Source organism: Bacillus jepli (assembly GCF_047238305.1).
Lineage (GTDB): Bacteria > Bacillota > Bacilli > Bacillales > Bacillaceae_L > Ferdinandcohnia.
Window position 1 is genome coordinate 1,724,352 of record NZ_JBDFMO010000001.1, and the last position, 20,154, is coordinate 1,744,505.

General features: G+C 39.8%; 14 protein-coding genes. All 14 read left to right on the forward strand.

Annotated features, from left to right (window positions below):
• The first annotated feature begins 19 nt into the window (after positions 1–19).
• On the forward strand, positions 20–1,117 hold the full coding sequence (locus ABC371_RS08480; protein WP_412896396.1) for a CdaR family transcriptional regulator: 1,098 nt from the start codon (positions 20–22) through the stop codon (positions 1,115–1,117).
• A gap of 167 nt (positions 1,118–1,284) precedes the next feature.
• Positions 1,285–2,556: an ABC transporter substrate-binding protein gene (locus ABC371_RS08485; RefSeq protein WP_412896397.1), complete on the forward strand. Its 1,272-nt coding sequence runs from the start codon at positions 1,285–1,287 to the stop codon at positions 2,554–2,556.
• A 43-nt stretch (positions 2,557–2,599) separates the two neighbouring features.
• On the forward strand, positions 2,600–3,532 hold the full coding sequence (locus ABC371_RS08490) for a carbohydrate ABC transporter permease (RefSeq protein WP_412896398.1): 933 nt from the start codon (positions 2,600–2,602) through the stop codon (positions 3,530–3,532).
• Between the two features lie 25 nt (positions 3,533–3,557).
• Positions 3,558–4,397: a carbohydrate ABC transporter permease gene (locus ABC371_RS08495; protein ID WP_412896399.1), complete on the forward strand. Its 840-nt coding sequence runs from the start codon at positions 3,558–3,560 to the stop codon at positions 4,395–4,397.
• A 13-nt stretch (positions 4,398–4,410) separates the two neighbouring features.
• Entirely contained in the window at positions 4,411–7,137 is a 2,727-nt protein-coding gene (locus ABC371_RS08500) for a glycoside hydrolase family 2 protein (protein WP_412896400.1), read from the forward strand.
• A 199-nt stretch (positions 7,138–7,336) separates the two neighbouring features.
• Positions 7,337–8,500, forward strand: coding sequence for a galactokinase (locus ABC371_RS08505; RefSeq protein ID WP_412896401.1), 1,164 nt, complete (start codon positions 7,337–7,339; stop codon positions 8,498–8,500).
• A 39-nt stretch (positions 8,501–8,539) separates the two neighbouring features.
• Positions 8,540–9,529 (forward strand): UDP-glucose 4-epimerase GalE, encoded by a 990-nt coding sequence (gene galE, locus ABC371_RS08510; RefSeq protein WP_412896402.1) that lies wholly within the window; start codon positions 8,540–8,542, stop codon positions 9,527–9,529.
• 10 nt (positions 9,530–9,539) lie between these two features.
• Positions 9,540–11,030, forward strand: coding sequence for a UDP-glucose--hexose-1-phosphate uridylyltransferase (galT, locus tag ABC371_RS08515; RefSeq protein WP_412896403.1), 1,491 nt, complete (start codon positions 9,540–9,542; stop codon positions 11,028–11,030).
• Positions 11,031–11,046: 16 nt separating this feature from the next.
• The gene (locus ABC371_RS08520; RefSeq protein WP_412896404.1) at positions 11,047–12,093 is read left to right on the forward strand and encodes an aldose epimerase family protein; all 1,047 of its coding nucleotides are present in this window, start codon (positions 11,047–11,049) and stop codon (positions 12,091–12,093) included.
• A gap of 325 nt (positions 12,094–12,418) precedes the next feature.
• On the forward strand, positions 12,419–13,399 hold the full coding sequence (locus ABC371_RS08525) for a LacI family DNA-binding transcriptional regulator (protein WP_412896405.1): 981 nt from the start codon (positions 12,419–12,421) through the stop codon (positions 13,397–13,399).
• Positions 13,400–14,061: 662 nt separating this feature from the next.
• Positions 14,062–14,412 (forward strand): kinetochore Spc7 family protein, encoded by a 351-nt coding sequence (locus ABC371_RS08530; RefSeq protein WP_412896406.1) that lies wholly within the window; start codon positions 14,062–14,064, stop codon positions 14,410–14,412.
• A gap of 35 nt (positions 14,413–14,447) precedes the next feature.
• Positions 14,448–14,600: a hypothetical protein gene (locus ABC371_RS08535; RefSeq protein ID WP_412896407.1), complete on the forward strand. Its 153-nt coding sequence runs from the start codon at positions 14,448–14,450 to the stop codon at positions 14,598–14,600.
• A gap of 562 nt (positions 14,601–15,162) precedes the next feature.
• Positions 15,163–19,773 carry a type VII secretion protein EssC gene (essC, locus tag ABC371_RS08540; protein WP_412896408.1) on the forward strand — a complete coding sequence of 1,537 codons (4,611 nt, stop codon included), beginning with the start codon at positions 15,163–15,165 and terminating at the stop codon, positions 19,771–19,773.
• Positions 19,766–20,017 carry a methyltransferase gene (locus ABC371_RS08545; RefSeq protein WP_412896409.1) on the forward strand — a complete coding sequence of 84 codons (252 nt, stop codon included), beginning with the start codon at positions 19,766–19,768 and terminating at the stop codon, positions 20,015–20,017. The genes essC and ABC371_RS08545 overlap by 8 nt, the downstream gene beginning before the upstream one ends.
• Positions 20,018–20,154 lie beyond the last annotated feature (137 nt).

Below are 20,154 nucleotides of genomic sequence, written 5' to 3' on the forward strand. Positions count from 1 at the left end.
TTTGAGAGGAAGAAGAAAAATGCTGACTCGGGAAATAGCTGATAAAATCGTCCAACAAACTATAAAAAGGTTAGGACGAAATATCAATATTATAGATACGAATGGTATTATCTTAAGCTCTGGTGAGCGAGCAAGAATAGGTACTTTTCATAAAGGTGGGCATAAGGTAATAGAGACTGGGGAAAAGCTTTATTTAGCGAAACAAGATATTGAAAATTATCAGGGAGCACTCCCAGGAATAAATCTTCCTATCAAGTTCCAAAATGAAGTTATTGGTGTAGTCGGTATCTCGGGGGCGCCCGAGGAGGTAGGAGAATTCGGAGAACTCGTGGTAATGATGACAGAGCTGATGATTCAACAAATTGTCATATTGGATGAAGTAGAATGGAAATATAGAACTAGGGAGTTTTTACTTGAAGAAATTTTAAGCGAGTCCCCTCAGTTTCCAAAAATCAATCAAAAATTGAAGCTTTTAGGTATCGAACTTGAAGATACTCTTGAAGTAATTGTTATTAAAATCTATGGAAATTTCAAAAACCTCATATCAAAAAACGTTTATGAAGGGTTATCTGACTTTATTCCTACTATGAATAGTGTTTCCGGATTTATTGATTCGAAAACATTTGCCATAGTATTAAATAGTCAGATTCATAGAAAAGAGACTATACTAGAGCGTTGTTTTTCATTTTTTAATAATTATTTTAAAATTGTACAAGTGGGTACAGGTCATCCAGTAAATAAATTATCCCAAGTCTATGACGCATATAAAGAAATTGAAACTGCTATAAAAGTGTCAGATAAAAATATTGTTTGGGTTCAACAGCTAGAGACAGAAATTGTTTTAAGTAGTATTGCACCCGAGAAAAGAAAGAAATTTTTAGATAGTATTATTAATTCATTGTCGGAAGAATGGTTATATACAATTACTTTATTTTTTGAAAATGATTTAAACATTAGTGAAACAGCAAAGCAACTATTTATACATCGGAATACACTAACTTACAGACTGGACAAGGTTTTAGAAATCACTGGTTATGACCCTAGAAAATTTAGTGATGCTGTAATACTGAGGATTGCATTATATTTCCAAAGATTTAATCAAATTGCACAAAAATAAAAGGAAAAACGTTTAAGAATTTTGTTTGTAATGCCAATATAATCTGTGCATTTTGTATTCTATACTATGTTTATGTAGTAAAAAATAAGTTATATTTTACTAAAATTTTGTAAGCGTTTTTGTGTTAGGCTCATTTGTAGAAGTTTAAATTAAAGGGGGAACAAAGGATGAAAATGTTAAAAAGGCTTATGGTTCTTAGCATTGCTTTAATGGTAATACTTGCGGGATGTTCAAGTGGAAGTACGAATGGGGATAAGCAAAAAGAAAGTAATGGTGTTACTGAATTAACATATTGGGTACCATTCAGTGGGTCCGATGGAGAATTTATGGAGGCGATGGTTAAAAAATTTAACGAATCACAAGACGAAGTTAAAGTTCAGTTTATGAATAATAAATCGGAAAATTATTATACAAAACTAAAAACTGCTCTTGTTTCGAACTCAGCCCCAGATGTTGCAATTGCTCATGTTTCTCGTTTTTCAGAGCTATTACCGACAGGAAAAGTAGAAGCGCTTGATGAGCTAGCATCCGAAGCTGGACTTGATTGGTCCACATATGGGGAAAATCAAGTAGAAGCTGTAATTCGGGATGGAAAACATTATGCAGTGCCACTTGATTCACATGCGGTTATTATGTACTACAACAAAAAATACCTCGGTGATGCTGGTCTATTAAACGAAGATGGAACAATTAAAATGGAGCCAGGTGTAGATGGCTTTACTAAAATGCTCCAAACACTGAAGGTTGAACTTCCAAGCGATGTATCACCAATGGTAATTGGAAGTAATAATGTATTTACTTTTTGGATTTGGTACGCTTTAGTTCAACAACAAGGTGGTACGTACTTTAAGGATGGGAAACCTACTATTGATACACCTGAAAGTAAAAAAGCGATGGAGTTAATGCAAACTTGGTTAAATGAAGATCTAATGCCAGCTGATATCGGTGTTAATAGCTACGATATTTTCAAAACCGAAAAAGCTGCTGTTACTTTCACTGGAGTATGGGCAACAGGTAACTTTGAATTGAATGAATCACTTGATTTCGCTGCTGTATCATTCCCACAACTTTTTGATCAGCCAGCTGCATGGGGCGATTCACATACATTAATAATTCCTAAGCAAGACAATAAAGAAAAGCAAATTGCTGGAGTTAAATTTGCAGATTGGTTAGCTGAAAACGGTGCGATGTGGGCGAAGGCAGGTCACGTACCTTCAAAGCCATCTGTACAAGATACAGAAGAATATAAAGCACTTAAATTCCGTGCTGACTATGCGAATATAATGGAAATTGTAAAATATATGCCTGATTCTAAAGTACTTACTGCTGTAAATGAAGCTGTTCAACAATCCCTCGTAGAAATTAACTATGGTAATTTAACAATAGAAGAAGGATTGAAAAAGGCGCAAGAAAACGCAGAGAAATTAGTAAATAAATAGATTGATATATTAATAGATTTGTATTTTTTAGGGAGTGAAAGCATTGAAACAAGCGGCAACGGCGTCCAGTGGTAGGAGTCCAATTACAACGAATAAGGGAGATTATCGAAAGAACAGTTATAAAAATCATATAGCTGCATTACTATTCCTTGCACCTTTTATGATTTTGTATCTCTGGTTCTGGATTTATCCAATTGTGAAGGGATTTCTCCTAAGTTTGACGACAGGTTCCTATGGAGTAGAGGGTAGTTTTGCGGGGCTTGCAAACTATCGCTATATGCTAACAGATGAGAACTTCTGGACCGCTTTAGGCAATACACTATTTTTTATTTTAATTTCAACACCAACCATTGTCATCTTGGGCCTTGGGATGGCGTTGTTAGTCAATAGTAAGCTTAAGGGTACGACGTTAATAAGAAGTGCTTATTTCATGCCGTATATGCTCTCGGTCTCTGTTGTAGGTAGTGTTTGGGTATTTATTTTACAGTCTCGGACTGGATTATTATCAGAAACTTTACGTTTAATCGGGTTTACGAACGAAATTTCTTGGTTTGGTAGTTGGGGGATGGGGTGGCTTTCCATCCTCATAGCTACACTATGGTGGACGGTAGGATTTAATATGGTATTATTCTTAGCTGGCCTTCAAGAGATACCAGATGACATATACGAGGCTGCAGAAATTGATGGTGCCAGTGGTTGGGCGAAATTTCGCTATATTACATTACCTTCTTTAAGGGGAGTCATGACTTTAGTTGTTCTCCTTCAAACGATTGCTTCCTTCAAACTTTTTGGTCAAACATACCTCATTACAAAAGGTGGACCTGGTACATCGACGACACCACTTGTACATTACATTTATGATATTGCATTTCGCCAATGGGATATGGGATATGCATCAGCGGTATCGTTCGTATTGTTTGTAATCATTTCAATGGTTTCATTATTACAGTACAAGTTGATGTCTGGTAAAAATTAGAACCTGAGGCAAGGAGGTTTATGTAATGAAAAAGAAAGAAAAAAGAACTAAGGGAAAGTTTTGGGCGTACTTTTTAGGTTATTCATTAGCGATCATTATGACCATTCCTCTTTTGTGGATGGTAATATCTTCATTTAAAGCCCCTGGGTCAACAGTAACTGTGTTGAAAGAGCTTTTTGCACCGCCATACACATTAGATAGTTTCAAAAAAGTTCTTGAACCCGGAGAATCAGCGATGATGGTGAGATGGACGCTTAATAGTGTTTTTATAGGAATTGTTCAAACAACTGTAACTGTATTGCTAAGTTCATGGGCGGCATTTGCCGTATCTAGAATCCCTTTTAAAGGGAAAAAATTTGTTTTTGTATTAATTCTAGCTGGACTAATGGTACCGATGGAATCGATTGTTGTTCCATTATTTAATATGATTGTTGACCTTGGGTGGGTGAACAGTTATAAGGCGCTTATATGGCCTGGTATGATGCTTCCTCTAGCATTTTTAATTCTAAAACAATTTATTGATGGTATTCCTACTGAATTATTTGAAGCAGCAAAAATTGATGGCGCTGGCATTTTCACAATTTGGTGGAAAATTGTTATACCACTTTCAAAAAGTTCAATGGCAGCAGTGAGTATTTTTATTTTTGTTCAATCATGGAACAATTTACTATGGCCATTATTGGTAGCACAGGAGACAAAAATGATGACTTTGCCAGTAGGTATACCTACCTTCCAAAGTATATTTGCTACTGACTTAGCTGTACCAATGGCTTCAAACGTCTTAGCGAGTATCCCTGCATTGTTAGTATTCTTATTGTTCCAACGACATATCATCAAGGGAATATCAATGACGGGAATAAAATAATGGGGGAAGTAAAATGAGAGAGAAGTTAAACTTAAATGGTGTTTGGGGTTTTCAAATTGACCCAAAAGATCATGGAGAGATAGAAAGTTGGCATACATCTGGATTACCAGATGCTATTAAAGTTGAAGTTCCGCATATTTGGCAAAGAGAAAAAGAATATGTGAATTACTGTGGGCCTGCTTGGTATGAAACGGAATTTAATTTAGACAATATTGAAAACGAAAAAAAAATCTTCCTTTGCTTTGAAGCAGTAGATTTCCAAGCAAGGGTTTGGATTAATGATATATATGTAGGCGAGCATGAGGGAGGATTTACACCTTTTGAGTTTGATATAACAGAATCAATTAAAGCGAATAAAAAAAACACTCTAACTCTACGAGTGTATGATCCGCAAGATAACGCAGAAATTCCGATTGGCAAGCAGGGTAGTTGGTATACAAGGGTGAGTGGAATTTGGCAGGGGGTATTCTTGGAATCTAGAACAGACTGCCATATAAAAAATGTCCATATGATTCCTAATATTGAAGACAGCTCTGTTGTGGCGAATATAAGTTTAGCAGGGGATTATCAAGATAGTGTAACGGTGAGTTATACCATTACGAACCACTTAGATAGAGAAAATGTAGTTACTGAAGTAAGTGGTAGCATTCTTCATGGCAAAGCTTCAGAAAAAATAAGCCTTACAAATATCGTTTTATGGTCACCGGAGAATCCACATTTGTATGATTTGATTGTAAAAGTTTTCGATTCTACAGATGGAAGATTACTAGATGAGTATCAAACATACTTTGGTATGAGAAAAATTGAATATAGCAATGGCCAGCTATTATTAAATAATCAACCTTTATTTGTAAGGGGAGCTTTAGATCAAGCGTATTATCCACAAACAATTTATACTGCTCCTTCTGATGAATGGATTCAAAATGAAATCAGGCTTGCCATGGAAATGGGATTCAATCTATTGCGTAAACATATTAAAGTGGAAATTCCACAATATTTATATTGGGCAGATCGAATGGGAATGCTTATCTGGGCAGAACCGCCTAACTATGTAAAATGGTCTGAACAGAGTAGAAATCGTTTTTACAATGAATTAGTTGCAATGATTAAGAGAGACTTTAATCACCCTTCTATCATCATATGGTCACTATATAATGAAGAATGGGGTCTTGAGTGGGATTTAGCAAATGATACGGAGAAACAAGAATATGTTGTGAACATGTTTGATGACATAAAGCTATTAGACCCAACACGTTTGATATGTGATAATTCTGGATGGACCCATGTGAAAACGGATATTAATGACCATCACAGATATTTTGTTACCCCAGAACAAGATAAAGATTGGAAAAAAGATATCGATGATTATTTGATTGGAAATCCAACTAAAAACTTTGTAAAAGGATATGAATCAAATGGAGAACCGATCATCGTTTCGGAATTTGGTGTATGGGGACTACCAAGTGTCCAACAATTAATAGATTATTATCAAGGTAAGCCATCATGGTTTGAAAATCTAGGTGATGATACTCATAAAAAGGATTTTAAAAGACCTCTAAACGCATTTGAAAAGTTTGATAAATACAAACTGGATCGGATATTTGGCGATTTTGAAAATCTATCACATTATTCCCAACGTAGAATGTATCGTTCAGTAAAGAATCTTATTGAGGAAATGCGGAAACGTCAGGAAATCAATGGATATGTGATTACAGAATTCACCGATGTGGAATGGGAAACTAATGGTTGGTTGACTTACACAAGAGACATGAAGGAAGGTTTTGAGCACGCAGGAGATTTCAATGGCAGTCTTGTTGTTATGCTCGATGGAATAGAAAGAAATCTGTGGTGCGGAAGCGAACAATCTTGGGATATAATTCTTTCAAATCATGATTTGAAAGAATTAAAGGGAGTCCTTAGGTGGGAAATCACAAATACCGATCTATCAGGTTTGATTGAAATAGACGAAGGTAGAAAGTCTTTTGTGAAATTACCGAATGTGGTTCATTTTACAACTCCTCATCTTGATCGTTCAGAAGCTGTTACGATCAAAGTTAACTTACAAATCGATAATATAGTTGTTGCGAAGAATGACGAGGAATTAACGATTTCGCCGGTTGACAAAGCTCCGGAACAGGCTGTATTCCCATACAAAATGGCTGAAGGGTTTGTATCACGTTTGGGATCAAATGGAATGAAAATCGCTGACTGCTTTGAAAATGCAGAGGTTGTTATTACTTCATTCTTAGATAAAGATGTACTAGAGTACTACCGTTTAGGTGGAAGAGTATTGTTCTTAGCAGAGGATGGAGACCGTCTTCTTGAGAAGGGGCAATTTACCTTTCGCCAGCTAGCCCAAGGTGAAAGTTGGGATCGTACATCATCCTTTAATTATGTAGACAAAGCTTATTTTGATTCAATACCTCTTAATTACGAAATGGGTTGGGAATTTGAAAATCTATTCCCAGAATATATCATTCCATTCAGCAATTACAATAAATTAGGTGGGACAATGGGACGTGTTGTCTACATGTTCGGAAATGAAAATATTACAGAAACAAGCCAGATTGTGTCTGGATACTTTCAAGGATGGATTGGCCAAGCGGGTGGTTCACTACTAGTACAAAGAAACGCAAAAGGTATTTTAACAACAACAACATGGAAACTCATAGACAACTACGGGTCACATCCGATTGCGACACAGGTAATCAATTATCTTTTAAAAAAACTAATGGATTAAAGGATTCTGTAAGGAAAAATTAAAATGAAATAATTAGGGTGGGAAAGGATTCCTGCTCTTTTTTGTTTGGCATTATTTTTGATTTTACGTGGCATACGCAAGTACTATTTTTAAGTAAAATTTAACTAAAAATAATAGACTTTTTTTACCTGTCCGTCTATAATATAAGATATAAACCAGTGTATTGGAGGCAACCATCATGGATCTAAAGCAACTATCAGATAAATTCACTGCAATTTTTAACGAAAACGATTACAGAAGCTTCTTCGCGCCTGGGCGAATTAACCTCATTGGCGAGCATACCGATTACAACGGTGGTCATGTGTTCCCAGCATCCATCACAAAAGGAACATATGCGCTCGCTAGAAAGCGCGCAGACAACAAAATCAGAATGTACTCAATGAACTTTGAAGACCTTGGGGTAATCGAGTTTGACCTCAACAATCTTGACTACAACAAATCTCATGACTGGGCGAATTATCCGAAGGGCATGCTTCGTTACCTCAAAGAAAAAGGCTACGACATCCCAACTGGTGTAGACGTCCTTTTTTACGGGAATATCCCAAATGGTGCGGGTCTTTCTTCGTCAGCATCCATCGAACTCGTATCAGGAGTGATGTTTGAAAAACTATTCGATCTTGAAATTGATCGCGTGGAGCTTGTAAAAATTGGCCAATTTGTGGAAAATAAGTTCATTGGTGTCAACAGTGGCATTATGGACCAATTTGCAATCGGAATGGGTAAAAAGAACGCAGGAATTTTACTAGATTGTGATACATTAAAGTATGAATACGCACCACTGGAACTCGACAAGCATCTCATTTTAATCATGAACACGAACAAACGTCGTGAGCTTGCCGATTCCAAATACAATGAACGTCGCAGTGAGTGTGAACAGGCACTTGACCAACTTCAAAAAGAACTTGATGTTCAAGCGCTCGGGAATATCACCAGCGACCAATTTGAACAACACAAGCATCTAATTGAAAATGAAACATTACAAAAGCGTGCGAAACATGCAGTTTACGAAAATGAAAGAACTCTTGATGCGTTAAAAGCACTCAAAGCCGGCGACTTAACAGAATTTGGTCGCTTACTCAACGCATCACATACATCATTGCGTGATGATTATGAAGTAACTGGCAAAGAGCTTGATACTTTAGCTGAAGCTGCATGGGCGCAAAATGGAGTACTGGGTGCTCGCATGACGGGTGCTGGCTTCGGTGGCTGTGCGATTGCCCTTGTCGAGAAAGACAAAGCACAACAAATCATCGAAAACATCGGAAAAATCTACGAAGAAACCATCGGCTACCCAGCTTCCTTCTATGAAGTAAGCATCGGCGATGGCGCGAAAGAATTATAAGAGGGAAACAAGTGCCCCAACAAAAGGAGCGATTTTACTATGAGTATTTTAGTTTTAGGTGGAGCAGGTTATATCGGTTCACATGCCGTTTATCAGTTAATTGACGCGAAAGAAGACGTGGTAGTTGTCGACAATATTCAAACGGGCCACAAAGAGGCGGTTCATCCGAAGGCGAAGTTTTACCAAGGGGATATTCGTGACCGTGCCTTTTTACAATCTGTTTTTGAAAAAGAAAACATTGACGCGGTGATTCATTTTGCGGCAAATTCACTTGTTGGTGAATCGATGGTAGACCCATTAAAATACTACGATAATAATGTGTATGGAACCCAGATTGTGCTTGAAACAATGAAGAACAACAACGTGAAATACATTGTCTTTTCATCAACAGCAGCAACCTATGGTGAGCCGAAGAAGGTGCCGATTACGGAGGACATGCCGACAGTTCCAACAAACACGTACGGCGAAACAAAGCTTGCGATGGAAAAAATGATGAAATGGTCTGAGATGGCGCATGACATCAAGTTCGTGTCACTGCGTTATTTCAATGTGGCTGGCGCGCGTGCAACTGGTGAAATCGGTGAAGATCATGACCCTGAAACACACTTAATCCCGGTCATTTTACAAGCAGCTCTTGGAACTCGAGAGTTCATCACGATCTTTGGTGAGGACTATGACACTCCAGACGGCACATGCATCCGTGACTACATCCATGTCGAGGATTTAATTAACGCACATATTTTAGCATTGAAATATCTTCAAAATGGTGGCGAGAGCAATTATTTTAACCTTGGAAGCAATAGTGGCTTCTCTGTAAAAGAAATGGTTGAAGCTGCAAAAGAGGTTACACAACGTGATATTCCTGTCAAAATCGGGGAGCGCCGTGCGGGTGATCCAAGCATTCTTATCGCTTCATCCGGAAAAGCGAAAGAGGTACTTGGTTGGGGGCCAAAACGTACATCGATCAATGAAATCATTAAGGATGCGTGGAACTGGCATGTAAACCACCCAAATGGGTATGAAAGCTGAGGGGATCAACATGAACATTTACGGAAGCGTACAACAGCTAACAGAGCGAGCGATCAAAGTCGGACTGATTGAAAAAGAAGATAAAATTTATGTTCGCAACCAGGTGCTTTCTTTGCTGGGTCTCGATGACTTCGTGCCAACCGAACATGTATCACCTGAAAAAGACATTCCAACTTTGGTAGAAGATTTAGTAGAGTATGCGTGTGAAAATGGAGTAATCGAGGATTATTTTGATGCAAAAGAAATTCTCGCGAGCAAAATCATGAACACGATGATTCCACTTCCGTCCGCGGTGACACGTCATTTTTATGAACTTCATGAAAAAGACCCGGCAGAAGCGACGAACTATTTTTATGAGTTATGTAAAAATAGCAATTACATTCAAATGAAGCGAATTGAAAAAAACATTGAATATAAGGTGGAAACAAAGTACGGCGAGTTAGATATCACGATCAATCTGTCAAAGCCGGAAAAGGATCCAAAGCAGATTGCGCTTGAAAAAGAGGCAAAAACGACTGGTGAGAAGTATCCCAAGTGCTTACTTTGTGTGGAAAATGAAGGCTATGCCGGTCGCATCGGGCATCCGGCTCGCTCCAACCACCGCATCGTCCCGGTTCCGCTTGAGGGCGAAAATTGGTATCTCCAGTACTCGCCATATGTGTACTATAATGAGCATTGCATCGTGCTTTGCGAGGACCATCGAGATATGGTAATCAGCAAGGACACATATGCAAGATTACTTGATTTTGTTGAGAAATTTCCGCACTACTTCCTTGGGTCTAACGCGGATATCCCAATTGTTGGGGGCTCCATTTTAACCCATGATCACTACCAAGGTGGAAATTACGAATTCGCGATGGCAAAAGCTGAAGATGAGTTGAAATTTACGTGGAACCGTTATGACAACGTCGAATTTTCAACGGTAAAATGGCCGATGTCTGTTCTTCGTTTAAGAAGTAGTGACATGGAATCGTTGGTTGAAGCAGGAGACCATATTTTACAAGCGTGGCGTCAGTATAGCGACCCTGAAGTCGATATTATCGCATTCACTGGGAATACGCCACATAATACGATTACACCAATCGCTCGGAAACGAAACGGAAAATACGAACTTGATCTTGTGCTGCGCAACAACCGCACTAACGACGAGCATCCACTCGGCATTTTTCATCCACATGCTGATGTGCATCATATTAAAAAGGAAAACATCGGTCTCATCGAGGTAATGGGATTAGCGGTGCTTCCGGCTCGACTCAAAACCGAGCTACAAGAAGTCGAAAATTACGTAATTGGTGAAGCAAACTCGGTCAACCCAATTCACCAGGAATGGGCGGACGAGCTTAAGGCGTATATGCCAACAAAAGAAAACGTTCACGAGCTTGTGAAGCGTGAAGTCGGTAAAAAATTCATGCAGGTTCTTGAAGATGCTGGTGTGTATAAGCGCGATGAAGCGGGTCAAGCAGCGTTTAAGAGATTTATAGAGTATTTTAAGAACAAATAAAATCGAGGGTGAGTAGATGAAGATTACGACAGATATTTTTGGTGAATTAGAGAATCAACCGATTCACGCATTTACTATTGAAAATAACCAGGGGATGTCCTTTCGTTGTATTAATTACGGATGCATTATAACTGATATGCTCACCCCTGATAAGAACGGAAATCTTGAGAATGTTGTCCTTGGTTTTGATAAGATTGAGGACTACCTACAACATTCTCCTTATTTCGGGGCAATAGTAGGCCCGATTTCGGGAAGAATTAAGGCAGGTCAGTTTGAACTCGAAGGAACTGTATATAATCTTGAGAAAAACGAAAATAACAACCATTTACATGGTGGTGCAAAGGGCTTTAGTAATTTCATTTGGGATGCAACAATGATTGAGGAGTTGGATGAAGTAGGTGTAGAGTTCACTTATGTTCGTCAAGATGGCGAAGGCGGGTATCCTGGGACAGTTACCACAAAAGTAAGATATCTTTTAAACAACAAAAACGAATTCAAGATAACCATGTCGGCAGTTTCAGATAAAAATACGATTTTAAATCTTACAAATCATACGTATTTTAATCTTTCAGGCAATATCAAGGATGATATTTTACAACAGGAATTAAAATTAAAAAGTGATCGTTTCTTAGAGTTAAATAATGAATTGCTTCCAACCGGAAACATGATTGATGTAAAAGGAACTCCATTTGATTTCCAAAATGGCAGAAAGATTGTGGATGGGACAAATGCGGACAACCCACAAAACATTTTGGCTGGAAATGGATATGATCATCCGTTTCTCTTAACGAGTAATCAAAATCAAGAAATCCAGTTAACCGATGAAACATCTGGAAGAACTTTGATTGTTGAAACAAACCAACCAGCTGTTGTTGTTTACACAAGCAATCACTTAAAAGGTGATTTCGAAATTAGAGAGGTAAAGGCCAGACCGTATCTTGGAATATGTCTAGAAACACAAGGACTACCAGACGCCATCCATCACCCAAACTTCCCATCCGTTGTAATTAAAAAAGGCGAACAATACCACTGGGAAACAAAATATACTTTCTTAGCAAAATAGGGACCAGAGGGACGGTTCTTCTGGCTCCGGGACCACAGGGATGGTTCTCTTGGTCCCCAAATCCAAAATGGATTTGTTAGACGCAAAAAACGTGGAGTAGACGCAAATCTGGTGAGAAAGACGCAAAAAAATGTATTTCCGACGCAAATATTACTTTTGGGACGCAAATCCGTTGGAACTGTCGAAAATGTTGTGTTTTTGACGCAAATATCATGACATCGACGCATATCCGATGAAACCAACGCAAATCCTGTCACGGAATACTCATTACTCCCACCACACTGCAATGTGCAAATTCAACAATACCCTAGAAAGAAGGTGAACCATGGCGACGATTAAAGATATCGCAGAAAAAGCAGGTGTCTCGATTGCGACAGTATCAAGGGTGCTCAATTATGACGCCAGCTTATCCGTCAGCGACGACACGAAGAAGAGAATATTTGAGATTGCAGAGGCGCTGTCATATAAAAAACGTTCTTCCAAAAAATCTTCTTCTGCACGGATTGGGATTCTCCTTTGGTACACGGAAAAAGAGGAGCTCAATGACCTTTATTATATGTCGATCCGGCTTGGAATCGAGCAGCGCTGTGAACAGCAAGGCATCCAGGTGGTCAATTTTTATAATAGCATTGAGAGCATGAAGCAGGAGGATCTTCAGGGAATTATCGCGGTTGGTAAGTTCAGCTCCACTCAAGTCAATGAACTATCAAAAATGGCCGAACATCTCGTGTTCGTCGATTCAAACCCTGACGAAGATGTCTATGATGCAGTTGTGATTGATTTTGAAAAAGCAACGCGAACGGTGCTGGAGCATTTTATTCAAAGTGGTCATACGAATATCGGTTATTTAGGTGGTCGTGAGGAGTACAAAGACCACTCTTCGGAAATCGAAGAAATCCGAGAAAAAACGTTCAAAACATATCTCAACGAAGCGAATCTATTAGATGAAAGAAACCTGTATATTGGTAACTTCACGGTTGATGATGGCTACAAGTTGATGAAGCAAGCGATCGAAGAAAAAGGAGACGCGCTTCCAACTGCCTTCTTCGCTGCCAATGACCTAATCGCTATTGGTGCATTACGCGCGCTAAATGAAGAAAAAATCGACGTGCCAAACCGTGTGAGCCTCATCGGCGTCAATGACATCAGTGTATCAAAATACGTCTTTCCACCGCTGTCAACGGTGAAGGTCCATACCGAAGTCATGGGCGAAACCGCAGTCGACACGATCCTCGAGCGGATCGCCGGAAGACAAATCGCGAAAAAGATATTCATCACCACAAAATTAGTGATGCGAAAAACCTAGTCCCCACGGCTAGGTTTTTTCCATCCTATTTAATAGGAAAGAAAGAGTACAATAATCCCCAAAGTGACCACGAAAATCCGTGAAACCATAGTCCAATCCTCTCATTGTCCATCTCGTGCCATCTTGGCCCAATTTACACTAAAAACGCCTAAATGACAAAAACTGGACTCTCTTTTACAAATCTATTACTAATTTTCTGTATAACTGATTTTTCATTTCTTACGAGATGAAAATGCTTCCAATAACAAAAAATCCTCTTGTCTTTGTCAAGTTACATTTATGTTACAAGGATTAATGATAAAAGGACTATTTTCCTACTAAATGTAATAAAGTGCTTCAAGATGCTTGAGTTCGAGATAATATGTCGAGGTTTATCAACATTCTTTTGTTTCGTGGATTTGCCAAAGGTACTAGTGGACTAGTACACCTTAGGTAGTAAGCGAGTCCGGTGCAGCCAACAAATTGTAGAAAAATGTAGATAAAACAGGTCTTTCGTATGAAATCTAATATTATCGGAATATTCAGGATAAATTGACCTAAACCTAAATATCGGGTAATTTTTAGTATATATTTGGAAAAAATGTGAACGAAATATGTAATTTTTGCCCTGTAAATGGGCATTCCACTATATAAAACTTATTTACGATAAGCAGGTGATCTTTATGGGAATTAATGTTTCTGCTGCCATTTCACAAGCCAACCAACTCCGCAACTATGCCTCACAACTTCGTAATCTTAAAAGCTCTTTAAATGGGTTTAAAGGAAATATCAACTCAGCCTGGCAGGCGACAGAGGTCCAATATATCAATCAAGCAATCGCGGAGATCAATCGTGAGCTTAATCAGATTGCCTCAAAGCTTGATTCAGTCGCACCAGACATCATCTCGGTTGCAAACCAAATCAAACGCGAAGAAGAGGCAGCTGCTCGTGCAGCAGCAGAGGCTAGAAGGAAGGCTGAAGAGGAAGCACGAAAAAGAGCTGAAATGAATGGACCATATCCACGCTATTATTAATAGGCTGGTAGGTTCGAAAAGCTGGAAGGATCAATATGTTACGAAACGATAACCACAAGGATATTGATCTGATAGAGGATGTTGCCTATGACAAGTTGAGTCCAGATGCTAATACAGCCTTTCTTCGGGTAAGCTTTGTTATTCCTTCGTTTAAAAATGCCACTGGAAATCGCAACTTCGAAGAATAGAGCTAATCTGTTTTTTTTTCTGTGTTACATCAATATGTTTTAATAAAAAATTAAGGGAAAACGAACAATAAATTCTCCGTGAGAGGCGGTTTCAAGCCTTGAATTTCATCGTAAAGTTTATTCAATACATATCCTTGTTTTTTGTTATGATTTTCTATATTTCGGCCTTAGAAAGGATTTATGCTGGAAACATTACGAGCGGACTTATTATCCTCATCATTTTACTTCTATTAAACTTTTGGATTTTAAAATGGATGAGTAAGTACCCCATCTCTTATCCAGGGATGTATTTTTTGAATGGATTGTTAACTCTCACTTGTTTTATATTTATCATTTATTTGCTTATTTTCATAACCGGCAGGCGTACATTTGATGATAGTGTAGGTTACTTCATCCTTATTCTTGGGATGTTATCTGCAGTGTTTTGGTGGAAATTTAATATTTTAGAAGTGTTACGAAGAAAAAAAGGAAAAAGGGACGACCCCAAAGGTTTGAAAGGAAGTCGTTTAAAAGTCGATGAATTCCGTCATCCTTTTAAACACTTAAAAGGGAGAGATTTGCTTTGATATTAACTCTATTTGATCGGGAAAAGGCTTTTACATTTGTGCTGCCAGAGCGTGTGACAGGGCGTTATATTTTAACGTCTGAGGATGCGCACGGAAAAGCAGCGAATATGATGGCGATTGAGGCGGAGGACGGAAAATGGTTTTTGAAGTCCAACAAATCTGCGTTTCTGATGAATGACAAGCAGGAGATCCTTGTCAAACAAGAAATTGAGCCATTTAAAACGTACACGATTTCCCGCAATCATGATGCATCAGCGCTTTTATATGTAGAGCCACCGACAAGTGATCGAAATGAGTATACAAAGCACGAGGTGACGGGAAGCAGCATTCGCATTGGTCGTGGCAATGACAGCCACATCCGGTTTTCGAATAAGCTCGTCTCCAGCTCCCATTGTGTGATTCAGTACGATGCACAGGGTCATGCAATTATCCGTGACAACAATAGCTCGAACGGAACGTATGTCAACGGAGAGCGTGTGAAGGAAAAAGTACTATCGAACGGTGATGTCATTTACATCATGGGGCTGAAAATTATCTACAATGGCAAATTACTTTCATTGAATAACCCACATCAATTGGTATTTTTGGATCGCAATGCCTTTCGTCCGTTTGAGGTGCAAAAGCCAGTTATTGAGGACGAGGAGCCTCTCGACGACTTTGAAACGGAAGAAAAAAATGACGACCTGTTTTATCGCTCGCCACGGTTTAAGCGGGACATAAAGAGGACGGAAATCAGGATTGATCCGCCGCCATCAAAGCCAAATATTGATGAGACTCCGTTGATGTACATCCTCGGACCTTCGATTACCATGGGGATGGCCTCGCTTTTCACCGGACTTTTCACGCTTAACAATGTGATGGCACGAGGTGGTGACATCATGTACGCGATGCCGACACTAATGATGTCGCTCAGTATGTTGATTGGAACGGTGCTTTGGCCGATTTTAATGAAGCGTCATGAGAAAAAGCAACGGATTAAGCTTGAAGGCAAGCGCCAGGAAAAATACTCAAAATACATTGAAGACATGGCACAAGTGATTGAAGACGAATGTGTCCGTCAAAGTGAAATACTTCATGAGAACCATGTGGCTCTGCAAAATCTCATCTCCCGGATTACGATGCGAAAAAGAAATCTCTGGGAGCGCGCGATTGGGCAAGATGATTTTCTTAAGGTTCGCCTTGGCATTGGGGATCTCCCGTTAAATGCAGAGCTCAAGTACCCTGAGAAAAAATTCACACTGGAGGACGACAATCTCCAGGATGAGCTTTATAAAATGGTGGAAGCACCCCACATTTTAAAACAGGTGCCTGTGACCTTAAGTTTTGTTGAGGAATTTGTCAGTGGTGTAATTGGGCGCCGTAGTCGTGTACAGGATTTTGTGAAGGGACTTATTTTTCAATTAACAGCCTTACATAGCTATGACGAGCTCAAGCTTGTGTTCCTTTACGATAAGGATGAAGAAGAGTACTGGAAGTTTACAAAATGGCTCCCACATGTCTGGGATGAAGGCATGCAGATTCGCTTTATCGCAACAGATGCGACCGAGGTGAAGGAGCTTTCTGCTTATTTTGAAAAAGAAATCGCAAATCGCGCGGCAATGGACGAGGAGCAATTGAAAGACCAGGACCAGCATTATTTGATTTTCTCGATGAGCAAGTCACTCGCATCAAGGTCCGAGATGTTCAACCTCCTTTTAGAGGAGAAAAAGAACATCGGGATTAGCCTTGTCACTCTGTATGATGAACTCAAGAATTTACCGAAGGAATGTACGATGGTTGTCGAGCTTGCAGACGACATGGCGAAGATTTACGACAAGGACGATATTTCTGGTTCGTACACAGCGTTTGATGCCGAATTTTACGAGCGAGATGATGCCGAGGAGGTTGCAATTCGCTTAGCCAATATCCAGCTTGCATCTTCTGTTGAGGCATACACACTACCAGATATGATTACGTTCCTTGAAATGTTTGGGGTTAGTAAAATTGAGCACTTAAACGCACTGACTCGCTGGAAGGAAAACAACCCGGTTCTATCAATTGAAACGCCGATTGGGGTCGACACGATGGGTGAGTTGTTCAAGCTAGACCTTCATGAAAAATACCATGGTCCACACGGGCTAATTGCAGGTATGACAGGGTCTGGTAAGTCTGAGTTCATCATGACATTTATTTTGTCACTTGCCGTAAACTATCACCCGGATGAGGTTGCGTTTATATTAATCGACTACAAGGGTGGCGGAATGGCGAATGCCTTTTTAAATCTGCCGCATCTTGCTGGAACGATTACAAACCTTGATGGAGCAGCCGTAAAGCGCTCGTTGATTTCGATTCAAAGTGAGCTAAAGCGTCGTCAGTCGATTTTTAGTGAGACGAGTCGACGGATGAACGTAAGTAATATTGACATTTATAAATACCAAAAGCTGTATCGCGAGGGGCAAGTTTCAGAGCCGCTCCAGCATTTGTTTATGATTTCAGATGAGTTCGCCGAGCTTAAAACCCAACAGCCAGAGTTCATGGAACAACTGGTGAGTGCGGCTCGTATCGGACGAAGCTTAGGTGTCCATTTGATTTTAGCCACACAGAAACCGTCTGGTGTCGTAGACGATCAGATTTGGAGTAACTCGAAATTTAGAATCAGTCTGAAAGTACAGGAAAAAGCAGATAGTATGGAGGTCATCAAGCGACCAGATGCTGCTGAGCTTTCACAAACCGGCCGTTTTTACCTACAGGTTGGCTATAACGAATTGTTTGAGCTTGGTCAATCGGCATGGGGAGGGGCACCGTATTATCCAGCTGAAAAAGTGGAAAAACATGTTGATGAAAGCATAAGCGTCATTGACCATTTAGGTCGCGTCATCAAGAGTGCGAAGATCGATAGAAGAACAATGGTGAAAAATCCACCGAAACAAATTGATGAAGTAACCAAGTACTTAGAAAGTCTAGCAAAACAGGAAAATATCACGGTGAAGCAGCTATGGCTGGATCCGATACCTGCGAAGATTTATTTAGATCAATTAGTTGAAAAATATCCTGAAGCAACAACGAATCGCTTTGAATTGAACCCTGTGATTGGGGAATACGATGATCCGGCGAACCAGCGCCAAAATGTGATGAGACTACCAATCACGCAGGATGGCAATACTATCATCTATGGAGTAGCAGGAAGCGGGAAAACCACATTTGTTGCGTCCATCATGTACTCACTCATGGAATCTCATACGCCTAATGAGCTAAATGCATATTTACTAGATTTTAGCTCGGAAACGTTAAGCTGGTTCCGTGAAGCGCCACATGTCGGGGATGTTCTTTTATCCCATGACAGTGAGAAGATTGATAATCTCTTTAAAATGATGAATAGCGAGATTGAGAGACGTAAAAAGCAATTGTCTAATTATGGTGGAGACTTGCAGACATATAACCGTTTATCAGATGATGGCCTGCCATCAATTGTGATTGTGATTCACAATTATGCAGCGTTTTCTGAAATGTATGAGGCACACGAGGAGACCATTTCGTACCTCACTCGTGAAGGAACAAAGTACGGGATCTATTTTATCGTTACAGCTGCCCATACGGGTGCAATTCGCTACCGCTTAATGCAAAACTTCAAGCAACTATATGTGCTCCAGCTTAATGACACGTCCGAATATTCGGCGGTTCTCGGAAATGTCGATGGTGTCTTCCCATCGAAACATAAGGGGCGAGGCATTTTCAAGGCTGACGGTGTGTATGAGTTCCAAGTTGCTCTTATTACCGAGGGTGTCCATGACATGTACCAATACATCACCGATTACTGTCGTCGTTTGCGTGACAGTTGGGGAAAGAGTGCTGCGAAGCGAATTCCTGTCTTGCCGGAAAAAGTCGATATCGAGTATCTGCATGATGAAATTCGTTACAACAAGTCTCATAAACTACCTGTTGGGGTTGAAAAAGATTCGCTTGCTGTTACCTACTTCGATTTCGGTCAATACTTTGTGAATCTTGTGTTGGCAAGTAGTAGTGAAGCATGCGAAGGTGTGATGCAGGGAATCTCTGAAATCGTTCGTGCCAATGAGAAAAATGAAGTCGTGGTACTCGACCCGAATGAGGAGCTTATCCGAGTCGGAGGAAAGCATGTGTCAAATGCGGCCGAACTTGAGGAGACCATTGTTTACCTGTTTAACACATTGGTGTTCCGTAATAACACAACGAAGGATGCGCTTGAAGAAGGCGCAACACCACCAGAATTCGAACCGATTTACTGTATCATCCATTCCTTCAACGACTTGATGATGCTGTTATCAGAGGATGGTCAGGATAAGCTGAAGGTATTTTTAGAACGTATTGATGGCCTCAATGTATTTATGGTCATCTCCGACCGCGCCGATTCCTTGAACTCATTCGCATTCGAGCCTTGGTTTAAAAAGCAGGTTTCGTTAAGCGATGGAATCTGGGTCGGAAACGGCATTACCGATCAATATTTAATGAAAGTTTCAAAAGTCACAAACAGCATGTATCAAGAAATTCCAGAGGACTTCGGATATGTGCTAACAAAAGGAAAACCAAAGTTAGTCAAACTTTTGACGGGTTCGAAGTCTCGTGAAGAGGAGGCGGTTTACCATGGATAAAGTGCTGGTCGAGGTGTTTATTCCAGCCGCAGGCGTTTCCTATGACGTCTTCATCCCGGTCCAAAGCAAGCTCTATGAAGTCACATTTTTACTCGCAAACACCATGACAGAGCTCTCGGGCGGCTACTTCGTCGCAACCGACACCACAGTCGTCTGCGACCGCGAAACCGGCACGATCTTTGACATCAACCAAACGGTGGAAGAATTAGGATTTTTAAATGGGAAGAAATTGATGCTGGTGTAGGTTGGAATTGGACCAGGGCAGCAAAATCAACCAAGTGGCAACAGACATTTTTTATAAGCAATCAAAGTCTTTAAAGTAAGGAAGGTGCCAAATGAGGGTACAAAAGAGGGTAGTCTTATTCCTTCTTCTATTCATTC